Source organism: Flavobacterium columnare NBRC 100251 = ATCC 23463 (genome assembly GCF_002530675.1).
GTDB classification, from domain to species: domain Bacteria; phylum Bacteroidota; class Bacteroidia; order Flavobacteriales; family Flavobacteriaceae; genus Flavobacterium; species Flavobacterium columnare.
This window is the reverse complement of the sequence record NZ_PCMX01000027.1, coordinates 1-22360: the sequence shown is the minus strand read 5'-3', so window position 1 is coordinate 22360 and position 22360 is coordinate 1. Positions and strand designations below refer to the sequence as shown.

Here is a 22360-nt window from a genome sequence, read left to right as displayed (position 1 = left end):
AAAATATCTAACACAAAAAAGCCCCAGCGGGACGATATATCCATAACGAGCAACAAAATATCTAACACAAAAAAGCCCCAGCGGGACGATATATCCATAACGAGCAACAAAATATCTAACACAAAAAAGCCCCAGCGGGGCGACATATCCATAACGAGCAACAAAATATCTAACACGAAAAGCCCCAGCGGGGCGACATATCCAACGAGCAACAAAATATCTAACACGAAAAAGCCCCAGCGGGACGACATATCCATAACGAGCAACAAAATATCTAACACGAAAAAGCCCCAGCGGGGCGACATATCCAACGAGCAACAAAATGTCTAACACAAAAAAGCCCCAGCGGGGCGACATATCCAACGAGCAACAAAATGTCTAACACAAAAAAGCCCCAGCGGGGCGACATATCACTATGAACCCACTACTTTTAACAGACGGCTACAAAGTAGACCACCGTCGTCAGTACCCAAACAACACTGCGTTAGTATATTCCAACTGGACACCGCGTAAATCCAGAATAGAAGGGGTAAACGAAGTCGTGTTTTTCGGCTTACAGTATTTCATAAAGAAATACATTATCGAAGATTTTCAAACCAATTTCTTCAACCAACCTAAAGAAACGGTAGTGTCACGTTACGCCCGACGTATCAACAACTACTTAGGCGAAAACCAAGTGGGTACAAAACACATCGAAGACCTACACGATTTAGGCTATATCCCAATGGTTTTCAAAGCCCTACCTGAAGGAGTGAGTGTGCCTGTTCGTGTGCCAATGTTTACCATGTACAACACCAAATCCGAATTCTTTTGGTTGACCAATTATTTCGAAACCCTATTATCTGCCGTGGTTTGGTTGCCTTGTACCTCTGCAACAATTGCCAAAGAGTACAGAAAAGTACTAGGTACTTATGCACAAGAAACTTCTTCCATACCCGAATTTGTCGATTGGCAAGGACACGATTTCTCGATGAGAGGAATGGGCGGAATAGAATCAGCGGTAATTTCAGGAATGGGACACCTGTTAAGTTTTACAGGAACAGACACCATACCAGCGATTGATGCTTTGGAAACCTACTATAACGCCAATTCCGATGCTGAATTGGTGGGAGGATCCGTAGCAGCAACAGAACATTCCGTAATGTGTATGGGAACCACCGAAGGCGAGTTTGAAACCTTCCAACGTTTAATCTGTGAAATCTATCCAAAAGGAATTGTATCCATCGTTTCGGATACTTGGGATTTATGGAAAGTACTAACCGATTATATGCCTCGACTAAAAGAAACCATTTTAAGTCGGGAAGGTAAAGTAGTGATTCGACCTGATAGTGGGAATCCAGTGCTTATTTTATGTGGTAACCCTGATGGAAAAACTGAACAAGAACGCAAAGGAGTAGTAGAATTACTTTGGGATGTTTTCGGTGGAACGACTAACGCCAAAGGGTATAAAGAATTAGCACCACAAATTGGAGCCATATATGGTGATAGTATTACGGTTGAAAGAGCTACTCAAATTTGTGAAAAGCTAAAAGAAAAAGGATTTGCATCGACAAATGTCGTGTTAGGAATTGGTTCCTATACCTATCAATATAATACCCGTGACACCTTTGGTTTTGCGATGAAAGCTACTTATGGCGAAGTAAACGGCGAAGGACGCGAAATTTTCAAAGATCCAATAACAGATGACGGTACTAAAAAATCAGCCAAAGGATTAATGAAAGTGGTTTTGGAAAACGGAATATATCAGTTGGTTGACCAAGTTTCTTGGGAAGAAGAACAACAAGGTGAATTAAGAGAAGTTTTTCGTGATGGGAAATTGATTGTTGATGATTCATTGTCCGAAATTCGAAATCGAATTAAAAAATAAGTTTTTAACCACAGATACACAGATGCAAATGGTATTCGATAAGTAATAATTAATCGTTTTTTTGTCACTTCGACAAAAGGAGAAGTCACATCACGAATATTATGCGAATTACTTTGTCAATCTAAGATTGTTTTCAAATAAGGTGAAATAAAGTTATACAATTTGAATATTGAATATCTGTGCATCTGTGGGTTCATTATTTAAAAATAAAATTAATGGAAGGAATCTTATATGTTGAAAATTTCATTTCGCAACCCCAAAATCTATTTCATAACTTAGAAGGAATTACGTGGGACGAACGAATGATATCTCGCTATCCCAAAATCCAACACGGATCAAGATAGAATGAGTTTGACTTTTAGGAAGATTAAATAAAATGGAAATCAATATAGAAAAAGTCCAAAGAATTATTGATAAACAAATTGGTTTAAATCTTATTTAATTAGTATATTTGAATTTATAAATCAATTGCAATGCAAAAGATTTCATTTTTATTTTTTTAGGATGCACTTTGTTTTCACTCAAACTAGTTGACACAATTCAATAATGAATATAGTAACAATGAAAGAATGAGCCAAATAAACCAAATGGATCTAGACCTACACGAAGCACTCTAAAACTACATTCTAATAAAGAAATAGCTAGCAGAGTAATGGAAAATCTTAAAAACAGATAATGAATTTGGATACTTTGCAAGGGATTGCTATTAAAAACATTTTGATCCAAAGTCTAAATGCACAAGGCGTAATTCTAAAATAAGACGGTTCTAACGAAAGTAAAAGCGAGGATATTAAAGTGATCTCTTAAAATACCGACCAAAAAATACTAGAGTTATTAAATTCAGATCAAAAATATATTTACAAAAAAATAATTGCAAGAGGATTCAAAAAGAAATAAAAGAAGCCAAACTTGCTATAACAACTAATCAATTTACAAATGTACAAACAACTTTTACTTAGTATTACTTTGGGTTTACTTATAAGTTCATGTGGAACTAATCCTTATAAAGAAAGTAATAAAATATACGCGAAACAACTAAAAGTTTTACAGCGAAAAATAGCCGAAAAAGAAGCTATTACTCTACAAAAAGTAGAGACTAGCACCACTTCTTTGGACACGCTTTATACGAAACAAATCAAAACCCTAAAGGATTCTATCTCTAAATCTAACCCAACTTCGTCAGAAAATATAACTACAGAATGGATTGGAACCGTAAACTTTAATCTAAGGAAACCAAATTTTGTAATTATACATCATACCGCACAAGATTCTTTAAAACAAACATTGAAAACCTTCACATTGGCCAGTACAAACGTTAGTGCACATTATGTAATAGCAAAAGATGGAAAGGTAGTACAAATGCTAAATGATTACTTAAGAGCATGGCATGCAGGCAGTGGAGCTTGGGGAAGAAATAGCGACATTAACTCTGCTTCTATTGGGATTGAACTTGACAACAATGGACTTAAACCCTTTTCAGTACAACAGATCAATAGCTTATTAGCTCTATTAACAAAATTGAAGAAAGACTATAATATTCCTACACAAAATTTCATAGGTCATTCTGATATTGCTCCAACTAGAAAAGTAGATCCTAGTGCTTTATTTCCTTGGCAATTATTAGCTGAAAAAGGTTTCGGAATCTGGCCAGATGCACCATTAGAAACTGCACCCGCAGATTTTAATCCCGAAATGGCTTTACGAATAATTGGATATGATACTAAAAATTTGAGTGCCGCAATCAAAGCGTTTAAATTGCATTATATCAAAACAGAAATTGACTCGGTTTTAGATCAAAAAACATTAAATACTATCTATGCAATCTTTAAAAAACAGTAACAGTGTTATCTAAATAAAAAAGGAGACTGTCCAAAAAGTAATAAATCAACATTATGCGATTTCTGCCTTTAGTGGAAAGATTGCGAACTTTTTAGACAGCCTCTTTTTTATTATTACTTAATTTATTTCCTATAGAACAAATTATGGTCAATATATTCCCAAACTTTGTTAGGCAACATAGGGATTGCATTTTTTTTGTTTTTAATACTTTCACGGATAAATGTTGAGGATATTTCAATGACAGGCGCATCTACTCGGTGAATTTTAGGGTGAGCCACAAATTGACTATCTAGTATTTCCGAGTTTAATCTTGGATAGACATAAATATTATGATTTTCTAAAATATATTCGTAATTTTTCCATTTATGTAGTGAATTTAAATTATCCTCACCCATAATCAAGGCAAACTCATGCTGTGGATATTTTTCCTGTAAATGTGCCAACGTATTGACGGTATAATTTGGTTGAGGCAATTTGAACTCAACATCAGAAGGCTTGATTTTTGGGTAATCTTCTGTAGCTAAATGAACCATCTGCAAGCGATGATAATCATCTAACAACGAACTCTTCTGCTTGTGCGGATTGTGCGGGGTAACCACCATCCAAATTTGTTCCAAATCAGAATGTTCCGCCATGTGACTCGCAATAATTAAATGCCCAATATGGATGGGATTGAATGTACCGAAATATAGTCCTATTTTCATTTTTTATAGTGAAGAGTAATTAGTTTTTGAGAGTTTTATAAAAAGCATTAATCATTTTTGACTCTTCTTCAATTAACAATAAAATTTCATTGTACAAATCTATATCTGTAATGAACATAAGTTCTTTAGCGATAATAAGCTGTGTTTCTAACTCATTTAAAGAGCCTCTTGAAATATCAATAAAATGGCTAAAAGATTTATCCGTATTCCTCCCATAACCTTCTGCTATATTTGAAGGTATAGATACTGCTGCTCTTTTAATCTGATTAGTTAGAGAGTATAATTCTTCAGGTGGAAAAAATCTAGTCAATTGGTACACTTTTACAACCAATGTAATTCCCTTTTGCCAAATCAATAAATCTTTACAAGAATTAATACTACCCATAAAGCTATTAATTACTCATTACTTTTTACTAATCACTATTTGGATACAAACCCCTTCACCAATTCATAAGCCTCTTGTTTGGCCACATCTAAATCATAATTCTTGATAACGGTGTCAAACTGAGGAGCGGTAGCTAATTCTACGTGAGCTTTAGCAATACGCATATTGATTTTATCTTCGCTTTCTGTCGAACGTTCTTTTAAACGACGTTTCAATTCGTCCACACTAGGTGGCTTTACGAAAACGGCTAGAGTTTGTTCTGGGAATTTCTTTTTGATACGCAAACCACCAGCAACATCAATATCAAAAATCACATTTTTGCCCATCGCCCAAATGCGTTCTACTTCTTTTTTCAGCGTACCATAAAAATTATCTCGGTATACTTCTTCCCACTCGACAAAGTCTTCTGCTTTAATATGTTTTTTAAAATCTTCGATCGACATGAAGTAATAGTCTTTTCCATTTACTTCCTGTCCTCTAGGTTCACGAGTTGCAGCCGAGATTGAAAATTCTAAATTCAATTCGTCAATACCTAATAAGTGTCTTACTATAGTGGTTTTTCCAGAACCTGATGGTGCTGAGAATACGATTAATTTTCCTTCTTTGTTCATTTCAATAAAGTAAAAAGTGATTAGTAATTAGTGATAAGTTGCATTTTTTATTTGAATGATTTTGAAAAAGAATTTATCATTTTTGATTCTTCTGTTATTAAACACATAATTTCATGATACAAGTCCCAATTAGTTAGAAAACCTAATTCTTTAGTAATATCCTATAAAATGGCTAAAAGATTTGTCGGTATTTCTACCATATCCTTCACTTATATTTGAAGGAATAGAAATTACGGCTCTTTTCAACTGGCTTGTCAAAGCATATAACTCTTCTTGTGGAAATGTTTCTACCAATTGATACACTTTAACGACTAAAATAATACCTTTTTGCCAAATCAATAAATCTTTATAAGAATTAATGGTATCCATAAATTGACTTTTTACTTGGTCACTCTTTACTAATTATTAATTTTATAAAACATTCAATACTTGTTCTTTTATTTTCTCCAATTCATCTTTCATCATTACGACCAATTTCTGCATTTCAGAATGGTTGGATTTTGAGCCCATAGTATTAATTTCACGTCCCATTTCTTGAGTAATAAATCCTAACTTACGACCATTAGCCTCGGTTCCGTTCAGCGTTTCTAAAAAATAATTTAAATGATTTCCTAAACGTACTTTTTCTTCTGTTATATCATATTTTTCTAAATAAAATATCAATTCTTGCTCAAAACGATTTTCATCTATGCTTACCTGAAGTTCATCCAAAGCCGTACGTAATCTCGTCTTTACAGTCTCTATACGTTCTGCATCATAAGCTACAGCTTTATCCATTAGTTGACGAATTTTAGCAATTCGAATCTTAAATTCGTTTTCAAGTGATTGCCCTTCATCTTTTCGAAATTGATTAATATTTATCAATGCTTCGTTTACCGTTTTTTGAATTTCAGCCCATTCTGTTTCGTCTATTTCTTCCCTTTCTGTTTTTAAAGCATCTGGCATACGTACAGCCATTTTCATTAATTCAGTAGGGTCTGCATCAACAAGTATTTCCTTCATTTGTGCAATATAAGCCTTTATGATAGGCCCATTTATTTTAGAAGTAGTTTCTTCTCCTGTTACTTCTATATATAATGAAAAATCAACTTTACCTCTTTCCAAACTTTGAGAGATTTGATTGCGTAAGCCCAATTCCATTTCACGATAAATAGAGGACATACGAACATTTAGATCCAAACCTTTACTATTTAAGGATTTTATTTCAACGGTAATCTTTTTGGTCGGCAATTGTAATGTTGCCTTTCCAAACCCTGTCATTGATAGTATCATTCTTTTTTATTTGGTGCCAAAGATAATTATTTTTAGTCGTAGTTATGGTTTCCTAGTATAGTTTTCAGGCTTAATTTTTAAGTGATAAAAATCATTTTTTTAGACAGATAAACAACCTAATTTAGTGTAGAATAAGATCAATAAGTTGGGTATTATATCACTATTTAATTTATAATTAAAAGGTCTTATAAAAATAAACGATTCTTACTATAAACTTTAAAAAACATTTTATGAGAAAAACAGTATTTTTAATTCCTCTAATTTTGGTAGCCTGTAAAAAGGAAAATCAAGAAAATTTTTCCAAACCAGCTGAAGATGGTCGTAATAAGAGTGAGTTATTAATCAAATCTTCTAACTATTTCAAATCTATTTCTACAGTAGCAGAAGAAAATATTTCTGAGGAAAAAGTTGATTTAGGAAAAAGGTTGTATTTTGATTCTTCTCTTTCTAAAAATGGAACTATTAGTTGTAATTCTTGTCATAATTTAGAAAATTATGGAGTTGATAATAAAGCGTTATCTTTGGGTGATACTAAAAAATTGGGTGGTAGAAATTCTCCTTCTTCTATTTATGCTTCATTACATTCGATGCAATTTTGGGACGGAAGGGCTAAGGACGTGGAAGAGCAAGCGGGTGGTCCTTTGTTGAATCCTGTAGAACATAGCCTTCCTAGCAAAGCCTTTTTAGAAGAAAAATTACGTAAAAATCCTGAATATGTAACTTTATTTAAGAACGTTTATCCAAATGAAAAAGAGCCTATTACTTTTTCAAATATTACCAATGCAATTGGCTCTTTTGAAAGAAAATTACATCCAAAAAGTAGGTTTGATTCATATTTAGATGGAGATGAAAATGCGTTATCTGATAATGAAAAAGAAGGTTTAAAATCTTTTATAGATAATAACTGTGTAATGTGTCATAGCGGAGTTGCTTTAGGCGGACAAATGATACAAAAATTTGGGATTTATGGAAGCTATACAAACCTAACTCATAGCAAGAAAGTTGACAAGGGCGTTTTTGAAAGAACTCAAAAAACAGGTGATGAATTCATGTTTAAAGTACCTAGTTTAAGAAATGCTGAAAAAACGTTTCCTTACTTTCATGATGGTTCAGTTACTTCGTTATCAGAAGCTATTAAAATTATGGGAAAAATACAACTGAATAAAAATTTATCAGAACAAGAAATCAATAATATTGAAGCATTTTTAAAAGCGCTTACAGCAGACGTAGATCCAAAATATAAAAAAGCATAACGTATAGATATCATTAAAAATCAACCAAAGGGTGTCTGAAAAATGATTTATTTTTCAGACACCCTCCTTTTTTGCGTTACAAGATATACCCCTATAAAAATTAAAAACGCAGAGCCTACCTTTATCCAACTCAATTCATCTTTCCCTAATCCAATAGCAAAAAGGGTTGCAAAAAAGGGCTGTAAGTAAATAAAAACAGCCACAGTAGTTGGTTTTAACTCACGCATTGATACTAAATTTAAAAGATAGGTCAAAAAAGTTGAAAACACGACCACAAAACCTATTTTTAGAAATGCAACGGTCGGAACATTTGACCATTCTACAGTTTGAAATTCATTCCATCCAAACGGAATAACCATCAAAAATCCGAATAGGTAAATCCATTTTACAAATGAAAAAGCATTATACTTATCCATTAATTTCTTAACAATAATCAGATAAAAACCATAAGAAACGGCATTAACAAATACTAAAAAATTCCCTAAAGTAGCATTAGAGGCGTTTTTTAAAGATTTTCCATATACTATAAGCGTTATAGTACCTGCTAACCCCAAAAGAATCCCCAGTATTTTTTGATTTTCCATTCGTTCTTTCATAATAATTGCTGAAAGAATTAATACAATCATAGGAGTGGTCACCATCAAAACAGCTCCCATAATAGGCGATGTGTAACTCAATCCTTTAAAAAAGGTCAACATATTAAAAGCCACTCCAAAAAAAGAGGCTGCTATAATTCTTGGGAAGTCTTTTTTGTCAATTTTTTCTGTCTTTACAAATAACGTTGTTAACCAAAACAATAACATTGCTCCCCCAACACGTAAAAAGATAAAACCAAAAGCGTCAATATATTTCGGCATTACATCTTTAGCAATAGTAAAAGTTACACCATAAATGATAGCTACACACCAAGCAGCAACCAACGCCCAAATTCTTTTAGTCATTATTTAAAAAGTTTACAACCTCGGTTACTACTTTAGCGCTATTTCCTACAAATATTTTTTCATCAACTAAAATCACAGGACGCGATAAAAAAGTATAGTGTTCTAGAATGTATCTTTTATAATCTGTTTCTGTTAAAACTTCATTTTTTAATCCCATTTCTTTATATAAAGTAGCTCTTTTACTAAATAAAATTTCATAATTACCTGCTAATCCCTTCATTTCATCAACTTGTTGAACTGTTAACGGTTCTGTCTTTATATCTTGTAAAATAAAAGTATCTAATTGTGGCAATGATTTAAGGATACGTTGACACGTACTACAGGTTTTAAGATAATATATTTTTCTCATAAAAATCTTTTTTGCAAAATTAAGGAAGTAAATTTTAAAGTCGTCTTATACTTTTTAAAAATATCATCTGTAGAATAATCTTTTCTAGAAACTTGTTTTTTTAAAACTTCTCAAAAGAATTATTTTATAAATTTGATTATCAAAATTATATGCCACGTGGAAAATATATCGGATATTGCTCGTTTTGCCTTGCAATTTGTGAATCAAACTCATAGGAGTGTTTTTTTAACAGGAAAAGCGGGTACTGGAAAAACTACTTTACTCAAAGAAATTATTGCTACTTCTCATAAGAATACTGCAATAGTAGCTCCCACTGGAATTGCTGCTCTTAATGCCGGTGGAATTACTATTCATTCGTTATTTCAGCTTCCTTTTTCGGGGTTTATTCCTGATTATGTTTCTGATCATTTACAAAATGAATCTATTCGTTTAGAAAACAAAACAAGTTTAGATAAATTATTTAAGATGAGTGCTTCTAAAAAACAAGTACTTCGCAGTCTTGAATTATTAATTGTAGATGAAGTTTCTATGCTACGTCCTGACGTATTAGACGCAATGAATTTTATATTACAAAAGGTGCGCAGATCCAGTCAAGCATTCGGTGGTGTACAATTGCTCTTTATTGGTGATTTATGGCAATTACCTCCCGTAATAAAACAAGAAGAATGGCATTTTTTACAAAAGTATTATCAAGGTTCGTATTTCTTTTATTCAAAAGTTTTACAAGATGAACCTCCTTTATATTTAGAATTAGATAAAATTTATAGACAAACAGATCATTTATTTATTGATATACTCAATAATTTAAGAAATAACACCATTACCTCACAGGATCTATTGATATTAAATAAATACGTCCAACCCAATTTTGATATAAAAAAGGATAAAGGCACCATAGTTATTACAACGCATAATGCCAAAGCAGACCGTATAAACAAGGAGGCTTTGGAGGCTTTGAGATCAGATAGTGTTTTTTACAAACCCCAAATTATAGGCGACTTTCCCGAAAAAATGTACCCTTTAGATTCTATTTTAGAGTTAAAAGTAGGAGCTCAAGTAATGTTTATAAAAAATGATGTTTCAATCGAAAAACGTTATTATAATGGAAAAATAGGCGTCGTTAAATCCCTCTCGAAAGAAGAAGTTTTGATAACATTTCCTGAAGAAAATAAAACCATAGAAGTTGATTTATATACATGGGAAAATATTCGTTATGAATTAAATAGTGATACACAAGAAATTGAAGAAAAAACAGAAGGAACTTTTAGCCAATATCCATTAAAATTAGCTTGGGCCATTACGGTACATAAAAGTCAAGGATTAACTTTTAAAAAAGCAGTATTGGATGTATCATCTGTATTTGCTCCAGGCCAAGCTTATGTAGCTCTTTCTAGATTGGAAAGTTTGGATGGATTAACACTGCTAAGACCTATTGAATTACATGGAATTCCATCTGATCAAGCCGTAATTAATTACGCTCAACATAAGGCTAATATGGCTATTTTATCCAATACATTAAATTTAGAAACTAAAAATTATTTACTTACAGAAGTTATAAAAGCTTTTAATTGTCATGATATAACACAATTATGGCGTAATTTTTTATTTTCATTCAAAGAAGAATTACCTAATTCTCCTAAATTAAAATACAAATCTTGGGCAGAAAAAGTACTAAAAGATTTATCAGAACTAACTGAAACTTCTAAAAAATTTATTTCTCAATTACAAAAAATAGGAAATCAACCAACCGTAGATATTGCTTTTTTAAACGAACGAAGTCAAGCAGGGTATCTATATTTTTTAAATAAATATGATATACAGTATAGTGAATTGTTATTAAAAATAGTAGAAATAAAACAACTAAAAAAGATAAAAACATTTATAGACGAATTATTACTTTTAGAAGAAGCACTCTTAAAAACCATTTTAAGGTTAAAAAAAATGCGCTTACTACTTAAAAATACACAAGAGGGAATTCCTCTTTCTAAAAAAAGTATGCAAACAGATGATATGCTGTATTACAAAATCAATAAAGTGGCACAACTTTCAGAACAATTCAAGCAAATTACAGGTCTTATTGATCAAGAATATACTCCTAATCTTTCTAGCAGTTCTAAAACTAAAAAGAAAGACAACAATGAAATAAAACAAAACACAATAGAAATAACACTTAATTTATGGAAACAGACTAAATCTATTCACGAAATTGCTAAAGAGCGAAAACTTACGAATCAAACCATTTATAACCATTTTTCTAAATTAATTTTAGAAGGGCAAGTTCAATTGTCTGATTTACTTCCATTGGAAAAAATAAAAGAACTCGAAATTGCTTTTGAAGGATACCAAGATGAAAGTTTAGGTTTATTAAAAGAACAGTTTGGAGAACAATTTACATGGGATGAATTAAGATTATATATAGCAGCTATAAAAAAGAATAAAAAAGATTTAACAATGCAATAATTTCTTCAGAAGTATTATACGAATGCAAACAAAAACGCAAACGTTCTTGTCCTTCAGGCACCGTAGGAGATAAAATAGGTTTTACATCAAACCCTGCTTGTTGTAATTGAGTAGCCAACCATTTCACTCTATCATTTCCCTGTATTATAGCACACTGTATAGCTGATTTACTATACACAAATAAAGGTTTTATTCCTAACATTTGTTTTTCTTGGTTAAAGCAAATGATATTCGCTTTTAAATTTTCAATCACTTCGGAATGAACGGTTAACATTTTATATGCTGTATAAATAGTAGCCACAGCATGTGGTGTAAGCCCTGTAGTGTAAATAAAGCTTCTAGTAAAGTTAATCATATAATCTTTTAACTTTTGAGAACCTAAAACAGCTGCACCATGACATCCTAGTCCTTTTCCAAAAGTTATAATACGGGCAAAGATCTTATCTTGCACCTCTAATAGTTGAGTTAAGCCTTCGCCATGATCCCCAAAAACCCCCAAAGCATGTGCCTCATCTACTACTAGAAAACAGTTGTATTTTTCAATCAAAGCAATCAATTCTTCTAAATTAGGCGAATCACCATCCATAGAATAAACAGACTCTATAACAATATAAATATCTGCTGTTTCTATTGGATTTTTTTGAATGAATCGTTCTAAATCTTCTAGATCATTGTGTTGGAATTTATAGGATTTAGCGTTGCTTAATCGAATTCCATCTCGAATAGACGCATGACATAATTCATCATATAAAATTATATCTCCCCTTTGCGGAACACTTTCAAAAAAACCAACATTAGCATCATAGCCCGAATTAAATATTAAAGCAGATTCTGCATTATGAAATTGAGCAATAAGGTCTTCTGTTTCTGTATAAAGTAAATGATTTCCTGTTAACAAACGGGATCCTGTTGCTCCATTTATTTTAATTTTTTTTTCGAGTAATAACTCATGTGTTTTATCAAAAAGGATTTCTGATTTTGAAAAACCTAAATAATCATTTGAAGAAAAATCAATTAAAGACGACTGAGCATTAAGTGTTCGCAAAGCATTAATTTCTCTGCGATGGGTGAGCTTATGTCCCAACTTATTAGGAAATTTAACCATAGCTAAAATTCAACTCCTAAACGCTTCACGTTTTTAAGATTGTCAACATCAATAAAAAGGAAACCGTTACTATCTTTAATTTTAAACTTATAATCTGCGAAATAAATCTTTTTTATTTGCTCATGTTTTATCTCTACTTCTTCAAAAAGAGTTCCAATAGTAATATTATTTAGTTTCCACTTTTTATTGGTAATTGTAACATTTTTAAACTGATCATCTTGCATAGTCATTGTTAATCCATCGTATGTGAAATTAAAAATAGGAGGTTCATTTTTTTCTTGAATTTCTTTATCTAAAGTAATTGACTTACCTAAAATAGCCTCTACTCTATCAGGATCTATTTTTGTACAAATATTAATTTTCTTACCCGTTTTAACATTTGTTAGCTGCAAGACACAACTAGTTTGAGCAAGCATTGTACTGGCTGTTAAAATTAAGAAACTAAAAAGAAAGTATATTTTTTTCATCAACAAAAATTTATTTACAGGATAAACGGATCTAAATTATAACGAACTTAAATCATTAGAAAAAACTAAAATAATAAAAAAAAGCCAAACATTACTGCTTGGCTTCTTTCTATCATATTATTATTTTAGTCAGCTAAAACAATAATTTTATTATCATTCATTTCAATAGTTCCTGAATTGATAGATAACCAAAATGTCTGTTCATTAACTTTGCTGAATTTATCCTTAAATTCTTTAGCAATTTTAATACTTGAACCTACAATTTTTACATTACCTTTTGCTAATAACGACACTATAGGAGCGTGGTTATTTAGCATTTGGAACTCGCCATTAACTCCAGGAACTGCTACCGAAGTAACTTCTCCTTTGAATAATGTAGCTTCTGGTGATACTATTTCTACAATCATCTTTTTAAATTTTGAATTTTAAATTTTGAATTTTAAATTAATTTATAATTCAACATTCAGCATTTAAAATATGTGATTATGCTTCAGCTAACATTTTTTGTCCTGCTTCGATTACATCTTCGATGGTACCTTTTAAGTTGAAAGCAGCTTCTGGTAAGTGATCTAACTCACCATCAATGATCATGTTAAATCCTTTAATAGTATCTTTAATATCTACTAACACTCCAGGAATACCTGTAAACTGTTCAGCTACATGGAATGGTTGAGACAAGAAACGTTGTACACGACGTGCTCTAGATACTGATAATTTATCTTCTTCCGATAATTCTTCCATACCTAAGATAGCAATGATATCTTGTAACTGCTTATACTTTTGTAGGATTTCTTTTACTCTTTGTGCGCAATCATAATGCTCAGCACCTAAGATTTCTGGAGTTAAGATACGAGAAGTAGAATCTAATGGATCTACCGCTGGATAAATACCTAGCTCAGCAATTTTACGTGATAATACCGTAGTAGCATCCAAGTGAGCGAAAGTCGTAGCTGGCGCTGGGTCAGTTAAGTCATCCGCAGGTACGTATACCGCTTGTACTGACGTAATTGAACCCTTTTTGGTTGAAGTAATACGCTCTTGCATAGCACCCATTTCTGTTGCTAATGTTGGTTGGTAACCTACAGCAGATGGCATACGTCCTAATAACGCAGACACCTCAGAACCCGCTTGTGTAAAACGGAAGATGTTATCTACGAAGAAAAGTACATCTTTACCTTGATCTGAACCTGCTCCATCACGGAAATACTCAGCAATAGATAAACCTGATAATGCAACACGTGCACGTGCTCCAGGAGGTTCATTCATCTGACCGAATACGAAAGTTGCTTTAGAATCTCTCATTCCTACTTTATCAACTTTAGTCAAATCCCATCCTCCATTTTCCATAGAGTGCATGAAATCTTCACCATATTTGATAATACCAGACTCTAACATCTCACGTAATAAGTCATTTCCTTCACGTGTTCTTTCCCCTACTCCTGCGAATACAGAAAGACCACCGTGACCTTTAGCGATATTGTTGATCAACTCTTGGATCAATACTGTTTTACCTACACCAGCACCACCAAATAATCCAATTTTACCCCCTTTTGCGTAAGGCTCAATCAAGTCGATTACTTTGATACCTGTAAATAAAACTTCAGAAGAAGTTGATAAATCTTCGAATCTAGGAGCTTGTCTGTGGATTGGTAATCCGTTAGCACCTTCTTTTGGTAAATCACCTAAACCATCAATAGCGTCACCTACAACGTTGAACAAACGACCGTAGATATCACCACCGATAGGCATTTGAATAGGAGCACCTGTAGCTACAACATCAACACCACGGCTTAAACCGTCAGTAGAGTCCATAGAGATAGTACGCACTGTATTTTCTCCAATGTGTGATTGTACTTCAAGTACTAACTTAGTACCATCTTGATTAGTGATTTCTAATGAATCGTAAATTTTCGGAAGTTCAACTTCTGCAGCATTGAAAACCACGTCTACTACGGGACCAATGATTTGCGCAACTTTTCCTATTACCTTAGACATACTTATGTATTTATTAAATAGCTATTTAGTTATAAAAAACGCTGTGTTTTTTCAGATTGCAAAGATAATTTTAATATTGTGAAATCCAATATAAAAATTTTGTTTTTTTTAAAATATAAATTCCACCCTTTATAGCATAAAAAAACCTCCTAATTTATTAGGAGGTTTTCATTTAAATCATTTCTCAATTAATTTACATAATTGCCCGTTGGAATAATTACTGGAAATAACGCTGGTTTTTTACCTAAATCTATCATTCGTAAAGTAGATTTATATTGTGCATTTATTGCTTCTATCATTTTATTAGCAATAAACGCATATCCTCTAGGACTTGGATGTACACCATCTAGTGAGAAAGCACCACCTGTAATAAAACTAGCAGTTAAACTGTAATTACCAAACTGCACGTTCCCTCTTACCAACTGATCCATAACGCTTTTTGCATCAAAAAACGCTAGGTTTTTAGTTTTTGCCGCATTTTCTATCACTTGGTTATAAGCGGCGGTAGCCCTAGCTATTTTGGATGCCTCATCAATTGTTAATACAGAAGCATCTTGTAAAGGATACGAAACCCCTCTAACTGCAAAATCACTCGGAACACCTGGTTCCATATTATTTGGAGGAGCAATTAAACTACTTGTAGACAACAAAATATAATCTCTTTCACTTATATTGTTTTTTGCATGACGCGCTCTACCATAAAGATTTCCCACAAAGGTTGCCGTTTGCAAACCTAGAACAGGAGCTAAATTATCTCTTATAGGACCAGACAAATCAACTAAAGTTTCATCAACAATTAACAATGGATTTGTCTTTTCGATTGTATTTGGATTATTATCGTCTTCAGAAATCACTTCAAACCTATTAGGAAGGCTCAAGGCTTTTGTAATTTGATTTACAACTCCAAACAACTGATTCAAAGATGCTGCTTTATCTTTAGACAAAGCAGGAACGGGATTATACGCTACAGTCGTAAAAAAAGGCAATGTATTTACATTTGGCAAATTAGCTACAATGCCTTTTCTTCCATTTAGCGTTAGAAGATCAATAGCATTATTAAATACATTTGCGAAAACTGCTGGATCTGTAATATCGTTACTAGCATAGGTTGCTGGATTAAGATTTCCTGTTTGATCTACCCCAATTCCTCCAGAAGTAGCATACGTCAGCACGTCGTTTCCTCCTATCCACAATGAGAAGAACGTGGGTTGTTGAGACAAGGCATCCGCCAACATAGTGGTTCCTGGAGAAGAAGCAAAACGTCTAAAATAAGGATTTCCCTGAACGCTACCATACCCGGAAAAACCAATATGATAGGATTTAGCCCCTGGTACAGATATATTATTAAATGGCCCTGAAACCACAGTAGTAGCTTCTGTTGTTTGAGTTCCTTGACTTGAAACTAAATTTATAACGGGCTTACTTGTGTCATTTCCCAAAAAACCTCTAAACACCAGACGAGGCGGAAACTGTGTTGGATCAATAGGAAAAGGAATCCCTCCAAAAAGCAACCCTCCCGTATTATCAGCCATTAATGGCGATTTAAAACCCCCTCCTCCAGCTGCTGCAAATTGCCTTGCCATTTGTTCTGGATAAGCATTTAATTGACCTGCAATAAACAATGATCCATCACTAAAACCAGCACCATAAGAATCACCAATGGCTACATACTTTGAAAAATTAGCTTCTCCTGCTGTTACAGGTATCTCTTTTACTCCCTCATCTTCTAGATTCGTTTCACATGCTACTAAAGCATACGATGCGAACAAAATCCATTGTATCTTTTTAATCATAATCTTTCGTTTTTCATTAAACATTATTATGGATTGATCGTCCATGAAATATAATATTGTTTTCCTATCATACCTGCTCCAGGCACTTGAATATAGTCCTTCCCAAACAAATTAGTACCCCCAATTTTTATAACCGATTTAAGAACAGGAATCGTTGTATTAACTTGTGCATCATACACATAATTTTCAGGAACATACGCATCTATCATTGTTGATTCCCATAAATAGCTAGAATTATAACGTGCATTTAGATTAAAGCCTAATCTCTTAAATATGTTTTCTGCTCCAAAAGATGCTTTTGCACGATGTTTGGGCGTATTAAACCCAGCTTCAAAATCAGGATCTAAGCTATCATCGTATTTAAAATCAGAATAATTATAACTTGCGCTCAAATTGAATTTACCAACTTTACGGCTTAGCCCTACCCCCATACCTAACGAAGTTACTTGTTTTTTAGAATTTGTATAAACTTGAAATAGACGAACATCTGTGTTTTGCAAAGCAAGTATTGCCGTTGGTAAATTTGTTCTCACATCACCATACAAAGGCGTTATTACATTCGAGCTACTAATAAAATCGTTATAAATATTATAATACGCATTCAGATCAAATGAAATTTCTTTAAAGATTGAACGATAGCCGACCTCAAAAGCCTGTACACGTTCTGGCTTAACTAACGACACATCGGCTACTTTCAGATCTGCGGGATTTAATGATCGCTTAAAGGCTGCCACTGAAGCTGCTGTAAATGATCTAGTATAAGCATCACGTCCTGTTACAACAACCGAACTACCATTTGAGTTTAATTTAATAGCTTCTGAATATTTATCTAAGTTATCTGGAGCTGATCCTACCAAGGCTAAGGGACCTATGTTTAATCCTATATATTGATCTTGTGTTGTCGGATTTCGGAAGCCTGTTTGGTAAGAAACTCTAAAATTATGTTGTTTCTCTTTTCCTCCAGCATACGATATGGATAATCTAGGAGAAATATTTCCATTAAAATTTTGTGACTTATCATAACGTATAGATGCCGTAAGTTTTACACGTTCATCAAAAGCTTTTTTCTGAATTTGTGTATACACCCCATATTCATCATAGGTAATAGGTTTTAACTTATCTGTAAAAATAGAACCTTCTGACTCCATAGTGTATCTACGAGCTGACCCTCCGATTTGAATTTCTGCAAATTTGATTAGATCTTTGAAATTATAATTCAAATCTCCGTGATGAATTCTAGAACGATCTACTAATTTAGCCCCTACGTTCAAGTCTGAACTTGATAATACTTTTTCTAATGCTTGATTAAAAGCTCCTGTTCCAGGTCTTAAACGAGGATTTCCACTTGGAGTAAGAGGTATTTCAAATGGAGTATTATAATCTGCAAAAGCGCGGGCTCTTTTATCTGCTTGATCTGTTGGCAGCCCTAGCAATGTACTTGACAATACATACGCAGTTCCATAATCCGTAAACCATGCCTTATCTGATTTTGCCTCTCTATTTATGTTCCAAGCTGCAAAACCTAAATTGTATGAATCGCCAGCATTTTCTCCTGATCTATAAATGCGAGCAAAGAAGTTATCTCCTTTTATTTCAAACTTAATTTGATCCATAAAGAAATTTTTTAGAGCATAACGATTTGCTCCTTGATACAAGGTGTTTCCTATCCCTACCTTATATTGTCCTATAAATTCAATATTTTTAGCAAATTTAGAATCTGAATTTACCCAAGGACGTATATGAATTGACGCATCAAATTTAGCACTGTTAATTTTTCCATCTGATAATTCTTTTTCCGCATATCCTGTTCTACTTACTTGTCCAACAGCAGGAATAAATGTACTAACTTCATCTCCATAAGTGTTTAAACCATCATAATTTCTGTTTAGTTCATGACCTATTCCTCCTGGTGTCAAACTACGTCTGTCATCTGCCATCCATTCTTTTGCTTCCATGTAAGAAAAGTTTACTTTGGCAGCGAAATGATCTGTAAATTTTTTAGCCGCTCTAATGCCTAAGTCAAAATAATTATTTGTACCCGCTACATCTTGAGTGGTTTGACCGTATTTGAAATAAGTTGAAAGACCTTCTTTGCTAAAAGGATTGCGACTATTCATAAACATAATCCCATTAAATGCGTTAGCTCCATAAAGAGCTGATGAAGCACCTGGTAAGACTTCTACACTTGCCACATCTAAATCAGAAATACCTAAAAGATTTCCAACTGCAAAATTTAGTGCGGGTGATGCGTTATCCATTCCATCTACTAACTGCATAAAACGGGTGTTTCCAATAGTAGCAAAACCACGTGTATTAACGGACTTAAAATTAAAACTGGAAGTATTGAAATGAATATCTTTTAAATTCTCCAACCCTTCATAGAAAGAAGGAGCAGTTGTGTTTTTCACTTCTCTTAATCCCATTCGCTCAATAGTTACTGGGGACTCCAAAATTTTCTCGGGAGCACGTGATGCTGAAACTACTATTTCATTTAAAGAAGTGGATTGTTCTACTAGAATAAAATCTAGTTTTTGATCCTTTGAACTTATAGTTAAAACTTGACTGGAATACCCCATCATTGAGACTTCTAGGGCAAAAGGAAACGGGCTATTGGTTTTTATTACAAACTTCCCATCAAATCCAGACGATGTTCCTGATACGGATCCTACAACTTTTACATTTGCACCGGGTATAGGCTGATTTTTATCATCAGTCACACTTCCTGTTATTGTATTTTGCGCAAAAGTAATTACGCTAAAAAACAATGTTAAGATAGAAAAATAGACTCTCATTGGTTGAAGGTTTTTGATTGGTTTACAGTTAGCAAAATACAATATTTTTTGAAAAAAAATTAAACAAAATATAAAAAAAGTATAATTTTTTATTAACTGTAGTAAAGAGTCTTAATTAGATACAAAATATTAAAATTATCCACTCTTTATCTTATATGATTTATAGATTGTATTGTTCTTTTAAAAAAATATTATTACTCTTTTATCCAACAAATTTGTTTAATCATTTATTTTTAGCTATCCTTAAGATCCTTAACTTTACAGTTTTTATATTATTTTGGACTTTATAATTTCTTTTAAAAAAATAATTTAATCCATAAAATGCTTTATCCGTCTATACTAAAAAAACTAGAATCGTACTGTGCTTATCAAGAGAGGTCTTATAAGGAAATCCAATTAAAACTGAAATTACTAAAGATAGAGGAGGAATTAATGGAGGAGTACATCATCTATCTGATTGAACATAATTATTTAAATGAAGAGCGTTTTGCTTGTTCATTTGCTAGAGGAAAACATAACTATAAAAAATGGGGTAGAATACGCATTACAAACGAGCTTAAATTACACGGAGTATCGTCCTATAACATTAAAACAGCTCTTAATGAAATAAAAGAGGAGGACTATCTCCAAAATTTCAAGGAATTAACCGAAAAAGAATGGAATAACACAAAAGAACCTCTCCTTCAAAAAAAGAAACGTAAGGTGAGTGATTTCCTCTTTAGAAAGGGGTATGAATCTTATTTGATTTTTAAAAAAATAGAAGAATTATGTACTCTAAACGGATAACAAAACACTTACTGCGTTTCCTCCAAATCCTACTGCATTAACTAATATCTTTTTGATGGATTTTGGTTTACTGGATATGTTTAAATAAGGAATTCCTATAAAATATTGAACTTGCAACATTAAAATAGCCATTTCTACACTTAATAAACCAGAGGCTCCAAAGGTGTGACCTAATTTCCATTTATTAGTTGTAAGTAAAGGTAATTTACTTTTAAATATTTTTTGGATGGCTTTGTATTCTGACGAATCCCCTTTAATTGTGCCTGGTGCATGCATAACAATAACATCAACAGCATCTAAAGACGTACTACCTAATGCCATTTGCATTGATTTTTGAAAACAAAGGGCTTCTTCGGAAATAGATATATTATGTTGTAATTCATCTGTTGCAAATCCAACCCCTTCAATATAAGCCAACGCATCAACTGTTTCGCTTGCGTCCAAGCAAATAGAACTGGCTCCTTCTCCTAATACCATAGTGTTTTTAGTTTTTTTCAAATCAAGTGCACGGCATGGATATTCTTGATTTTCTTTAGCATATATCTTAAGTGCATTCATTTGCGCAAGAGTAAAATCTGTCAAAGATGCTTCACTAGCTCCTACCAAAAACTTATCCATCATTCCTGCTTGTAACCAAGCTACGCCATTTAATAGAGCGTGTAGTCCCGTAGAACAGGTTATTGAATGTGAAATAGCCAACCCTTTATTCTTTAGGTCATGTGCCACCCAAGACGAAATATTCCCTAAAGTGGTTGTGGGCGAAACAAGTGTAGATGTCATACCTGTTTCTAAAAATTCTTTATGATAGTATTCCAAAAGCTGAGTTGCTCCTCTTGATGAACCTATATTGATTCCGAAATCATCTCCTTCTTTCCAACCCGCCTGTTTTACCGCGTTACGAGAAGTTAAAATTGCCATTAAAACAGTCTGATCTAATGATTTATATTTAAGATCGGATTGTTGTAAAATATCTAATTCAACTTTACAATCTGTGGGCATTTTAGCTATATATTCTTTTTTATTATTAAATTTTTCAACTGTAATACAAGTAGAATCTAATAAATAATTCCTCCAAATTTGTTCAGGTTGACTACCTAAAGCAGACATAGAAGCTAGAGAAGTGATGGCTATTTTTTGTTTCAAAATATAAAGTTTGGACAAAGTTCGCAAAGTTTTTAAAAAAACACTAAAAAACTTTCTATTTTAACGTGTGTTCTTCAAATAAAACCTTCTCTTAATAACAATCAAGAGTGTGGTTTTACTACTCTTTCAAATTCCTACAATTCCTTTATTTGAAACCATCTAAACCTATTATACTTCCCTCTTTTTTGAATTTCCTTTAGAAATCCTAAAAAATAATTTACACGATAAATTTACATAGAAAATCTCAAAATGGAATTCCCAACTAAAGATGCCGTTTTGAAAGAAACACCCCAAAAAAGGGTCGATGTCAATACGAAACTAGAATATGATTTTGAATCCATTTAATCTTATATTTGACAAACGGCTCAGCCTTCAAAACTGGCTTCTACTTCTATATACCAATTGTTATTACCTTGCACTGAAACTTATTTATTTTCAGCACTTTCGTTTATTTCTTTCGCTTTTGCTTTGGATCAAGTCAAAACCCTATAGAATTAATCCCCCCTTTTAAAAACAATAAAAAGCAAAAACACCAGTGGTTTTTTATTTTTTATAACAAAATATTTGTTTTTATAAAACAAACCCGCTATATTTGACT

General features: G+C 32.8%; 21 protein-coding genes. 6 read left to right on the top strand and 15 right to left on the bottom strand.

Features of this window, described 5'->3' with window-relative positions; all coding sequences use genetic code 11:
* Nucleotides 1-305: hypothetical protein (locus tag B0A78_RS14270; protein WP_133065780.1), on the bottom strand; the 305-nt coding region annotated here is incomplete at its 3' end.
* Nucleotides 306-415: 110 nt separating this feature from the next.
* Between B0A78_RS14270 and B0A78_RS04670 the strand changes: the two genes are divergently transcribed.
* From B0A78_RS04670 to B0A78_RS04665, 3 genes are all read left to right on the top strand, one after another.
* Nucleotides 416-1867, top strand: coding sequence for a nicotinate phosphoribosyltransferase (locus B0A78_RS04670; RefSeq protein ID WP_077225499.1), 1452 nt, complete (start codon nucleotides 416-418; stop codon nucleotides 1865-1867).
* Between the two features lie 215 nt (nucleotides 1868-2082).
* Entirely contained in the window at nucleotides 2083-2211 is a 129-nt protein-coding gene (locus B0A78_RS14950) for a hypothetical protein (protein WP_256380903.1), read from the top strand.
* 592 nt (nucleotides 2212-2803) lie between these two features.
* Nucleotides 2804-3706 (top strand): N-acetylmuramoyl-L-alanine amidase, encoded by a 903-nt coding sequence (locus tag B0A78_RS04665; protein WP_014166636.1) that lies wholly within the window; start codon nucleotides 2804-2806, stop codon nucleotides 3704-3706.
* Nucleotides 3707-3828: 122 nt separating this feature from the next.
* Here B0A78_RS04665 and nadD read toward each other — a convergent pair whose 3' ends face one another.
* The 5 genes from nadD to B0A78_RS04640 form a co-directional block, all read right to left on the bottom strand.
* The gene (gene nadD / locus B0A78_RS04660; RefSeq protein WP_041253293.1) at nucleotides 3829-4410 is read right to left on the bottom strand and encodes a nicotinate (nicotinamide) nucleotide adenylyltransferase; all 582 of its coding nucleotides are present in this window, start codon (nucleotides 4408-4410) and stop codon (nucleotides 3829-3831) included.
* A 19-nt stretch (nucleotides 4411-4429) separates the two neighbouring features.
* Nucleotides 4430-4795 carry a four helix bundle protein gene (locus tag B0A78_RS04655; protein WP_077225500.1) on the bottom strand — a complete coding sequence of 122 codons (366 nt, stop codon included), beginning with the start codon at nucleotides 4793-4795 and terminating at the stop codon, nucleotides 4430-4432.
* 35 nt (nucleotides 4796-4830) lie between these two features.
* Nucleotides 4831-5406 (bottom strand): guanylate kinase, encoded by a 576-nt coding sequence (gene gmk / locus B0A78_RS04650; protein ID WP_014166633.1) that lies wholly within the window; start codon nucleotides 5404-5406, stop codon nucleotides 4831-4833.
* Nucleotides 5407-5556: 150 nt separating this feature from the next.
* On the bottom strand, nucleotides 5557-5775 hold the full coding sequence (locus tag B0A78_RS04645; RefSeq protein ID WP_014166632.1) for a four helix bundle protein: 219 nt from the start codon (nucleotides 5773-5775) through the stop codon (nucleotides 5557-5559).
* Nucleotides 5776-5817: 42 nt separating this feature from the next.
* Nucleotides 5818-6678: a YicC/YloC family endoribonuclease gene (locus B0A78_RS04640; RefSeq protein ID WP_065213844.1), complete on the bottom strand. Its 861-nt coding sequence runs from the start codon at nucleotides 6676-6678 to the stop codon at nucleotides 5818-5820.
* Nucleotides 6679-6908: 230 nt separating this feature from the next.
* Here B0A78_RS04640 and B0A78_RS04635 point away from each other — a divergent pair, with 230 nt between their 5' ends.
* A complete protein-coding gene (locus B0A78_RS04635) occupies nucleotides 6909-7931 on the top strand; it encodes a cytochrome-c peroxidase (protein WP_065213845.1) in 1023 nt (340 codons plus the stop codon).
* A 47-nt stretch (nucleotides 7932-7978) separates the two neighbouring features.
* Here the strand turns inward: B0A78_RS04635 and B0A78_RS04630 are convergent, their stop codons facing one another.
* Nucleotides 7979-8872, bottom strand: coding sequence for a DMT family transporter (locus B0A78_RS04630; protein ID WP_077225501.1), 894 nt, complete (start codon nucleotides 8870-8872; stop codon nucleotides 7979-7981).
* Complete coding sequence (locus tag B0A78_RS04625; RefSeq protein ID WP_097609427.1) at nucleotides 8865-9221, bottom strand: arsenate reductase family protein; 357 nt, start codon at nucleotides 9219-9221, stop codon at nucleotides 8865-8867. The genes B0A78_RS04630 and B0A78_RS04625 overlap by 8 nt, the downstream gene beginning before the upstream one ends.
* A 156-nt stretch (nucleotides 9222-9377) precedes the next feature.
* Here B0A78_RS04625 and B0A78_RS04620 point away from each other — a divergent pair, with 156 nt between their 5' ends.
* The gene (locus B0A78_RS04620) at nucleotides 9378-11681 is read left to right on the top strand and encodes a helix-turn-helix domain-containing protein (protein WP_097609426.1); all 2304 of its coding nucleotides are present in this window, start codon (nucleotides 9378-9380) and stop codon (nucleotides 11679-11681) included.
* Here B0A78_RS04620 and B0A78_RS04615 read toward each other — a convergent pair.
* The 6 genes from B0A78_RS04615 to B0A78_RS04590 form a co-directional block, all read right to left on the bottom strand.
* The gene (locus tag B0A78_RS04615) at nucleotides 11644-12786 is read right to left on the bottom strand and encodes an aminotransferase class I/II-fold pyridoxal phosphate-dependent enzyme (protein WP_077225504.1); all 1143 of its coding nucleotides are present in this window, start codon (nucleotides 12784-12786) and stop codon (nucleotides 11644-11646) included. The genes B0A78_RS04620 and B0A78_RS04615 overlap by 38 nt on opposite strands.
* Nucleotides 12787-12788: 2 nt before the next feature.
* Complete coding sequence (locus B0A78_RS04610; RefSeq protein WP_097609425.1) at nucleotides 12789-13253, bottom strand: hypothetical protein; 465 nt, start codon at nucleotides 13251-13253, stop codon at nucleotides 12789-12791.
* A gap of 125 nt (nucleotides 13254-13378) precedes the next feature.
* Nucleotides 13379-13660, bottom strand: a complete 282-nt coding sequence (locus B0A78_RS04605; protein ID WP_014166624.1) for a F0F1 ATP synthase subunit epsilon — start codon at nucleotides 13658-13660, stop codon at nucleotides 13379-13381.
* A 76-nt stretch (nucleotides 13661-13736) separates the two neighbouring features.
* A complete protein-coding gene (gene atpD / locus B0A78_RS04600) occupies nucleotides 13737-15248 on the bottom strand; it encodes a F0F1 ATP synthase subunit beta (protein ID WP_014166623.1) in 1512 nt (503 codons plus the stop codon).
* 188 nt (nucleotides 15249-15436) lie between these two features.
* A complete protein-coding gene (locus tag B0A78_RS04595) occupies nucleotides 15437-17041 on the bottom strand; it encodes an SGNH/GDSL hydrolase family protein (RefSeq protein ID WP_097609428.1) in 1605 nt (534 codons plus the stop codon).
* A gap of 26 nt (nucleotides 17042-17067) precedes the next feature.
* Nucleotides 17068-19833 carry a TonB-dependent receptor gene (locus B0A78_RS04590; RefSeq protein WP_065213850.1) on the bottom strand — a complete coding sequence of 922 codons (2766 nt, stop codon included), beginning with the start codon at nucleotides 19831-19833 and terminating at the stop codon, nucleotides 17068-17070.
* Nucleotides 19834-20154: 321 nt separating this feature from the next.
* Between B0A78_RS04590 and B0A78_RS04585 the strand changes: the two genes are divergently transcribed.
* Nucleotides 20155-20619, top strand: a complete 465-nt coding sequence (locus tag B0A78_RS04585; RefSeq protein ID WP_014166620.1) for a regulatory protein RecX — start codon at nucleotides 20155-20157, stop codon at nucleotides 20617-20619.
* On the opposite strand, the gene B0A78_RS04580 is transcribed toward B0A78_RS04585, so the two are convergent.
* Complete coding sequence (locus tag B0A78_RS04580; protein WP_041253292.1) at nucleotides 20608-21762, bottom strand: beta-ketoacyl synthase N-terminal-like domain-containing protein; 1155 nt, start codon at nucleotides 21760-21762, stop codon at nucleotides 20608-20610. The genes B0A78_RS04585 and B0A78_RS04580 overlap by 12 nt on opposite strands.
* Nucleotides 21763-22360: the final 598 nt, after the last annotated feature.